Origin of the sequence: Cupriavidus sp. SK-4, assembly GCF_000611125.1 — a bacterium.
Taxonomy (GTDB): Bacteria; Pseudomonadota; Gammaproteobacteria; order Burkholderiales; family Burkholderiaceae; genus Cupriavidus; species Cupriavidus necator.
On sequence record NZ_JFJW01000074.1, the window covers coordinates 1 to 1,354 of the forward strand.

General features: G+C 65.5%; 1 protein-coding gene and 2 pseudogenes. All 3 read right to left on the bottom strand.

Annotation, left to right across the window (positions count from 1 at the left end; translation table 11 throughout):
- Positions 1-337: pseudogene (locus CF68_RS15975) on the bottom strand (branched-chain amino acid ABC transporter permease); the annotation flags it as partial.
- Positions 337-1,221, bottom strand: a complete 885-nt coding sequence (locus CF68_RS15980) for a branched-chain amino acid ABC transporter permease (RefSeq protein WP_013952152.1) — start codon at positions 1,219-1,221, stop codon at positions 337-339. The gene CF68_RS15980 and the pseudogene CF68_RS15975, both read right to left, overlap by 1 nt.
- A gap of 10 nt (positions 1,222-1,231) precedes the next feature.
- A pseudogene (locus CF68_RS37080) lies at positions 1,232-1,354 on the bottom strand (ABC transporter ATP-binding protein); the annotation flags it as partial.

Genomic DNA, 1,354 nt, shown 5'->3' on the forward strand with positions numbered 1-1,354 from the left:
CCACGTAGCCGATCAGCGCGCCCGCACCGGTACCCAGGACCAGGCCGATCTCCGGCGTCACGCCCCAGACCTTCATGGCATGACCGGCGGCGTAGCCAGCGCCGCCGAAGAAGGCCGCATGGCCGAACGACAGCAGCCCGGTATAGCCGATCAGCAGGTTGAAGGCGCACGCAAACAGCGCGAAGCACAGCACCTTGAGCACGAACACCGGATACGCACCGGCCAGTGGCGCGGCCAGCAGGCACGCCAGCACCACGCCGTATATCACCTGCTTTGGCAGGCGCCCCGCCACCTGCTGCTGCCGTACGCCGATTGCGGCGATAGATTGTCCGCTCATCACTTCTCCTTTCCGAACAGCCCTGCCGGGCGCAACAACAGCACCACCACCATGATGACGAAGACAACGGTGGAAGATGCTTCCGGGTACAACACCTTGGCCAGCCCTTCGATCACGCCCAGCCCCAAGCCGGTCAGGATCGCACCCATGATCGAGCCCATGCCGCCGATCACCACCACCGCGAACACGACGATGATCAGGTTCTGGCCCATCAGCGGCGATACCTGCATGACCGGCGCGGCCAGCACCCCGGCAAACGCGGCCAGCGCCACGCCGAAGCCATAGGTCAGCGTCACCATCCGCGGCACGTTGACGCCGAACGCCTCGACCACCTTGGCGTTCTCGGTGCCAGCGCGCAGGTAGGCGCCCAGCCTGGTCTTCTCGATCACGTACCACGTCGACAGGCAGACCGCCAGCGATGCCCCAACCACCCACACGCGGTAATTGGGCAAGCGCATGAAGCCGAGGTCGGAGGCGCCCTGCAGCGCCTCGGGCGGTCCATAGGGCAGCCCGGACACGCCATAAACCGAGCGGAAGATGCCTTCGACCACCAGCGTAATGCCCAGCGTCAGCAGCAGGCCGTAGATATGGTCGAGCTTGTAGATCCAGCGCAGCATGGTCTTCTCGATCACCACGCCCAGCGCGGCCACCACCAGCGGCGACAGCAGCAGCATCGCCCAGTAGCTGAGCCCCGCATAGGTCATGCCGGCCCACGCCAGCACCGCGCCCAGCATGAAGAGCGCACCGTGCGCGAAGTTGATGACGCTCAGCAGCCCGAAGATCACCGCCAGGCCCAGGCTCAGCATGGCGTAGAAGGCGCCGTTGACGAGCCCGAGCAACAGCTGCGACAGCAGCGCCGGGAGCGGGATTTCAAACAGATTCATGAGTCGCTCCTTATACGCCCAGCAGTTCGTGCAGCACCGGCATCTTGGCCTGCAGCTCATTGGCCGCGAAGCGCTCGACGATGCTGCCGTGCTCCATCACGTAGAAGCGGTCCGCCAGCGGCGCGGCAAAGCG

Excerpts from the sequence above, each read along its gene's own strand:
- CF68_RS15980 (WP_013952152.1), bottom strand. The coding sequence starts at position 1,221 with ATGAATCTGTTTGAAATCCCGCTCCCGGCGCTGCTGTCGCAGCTGTTG.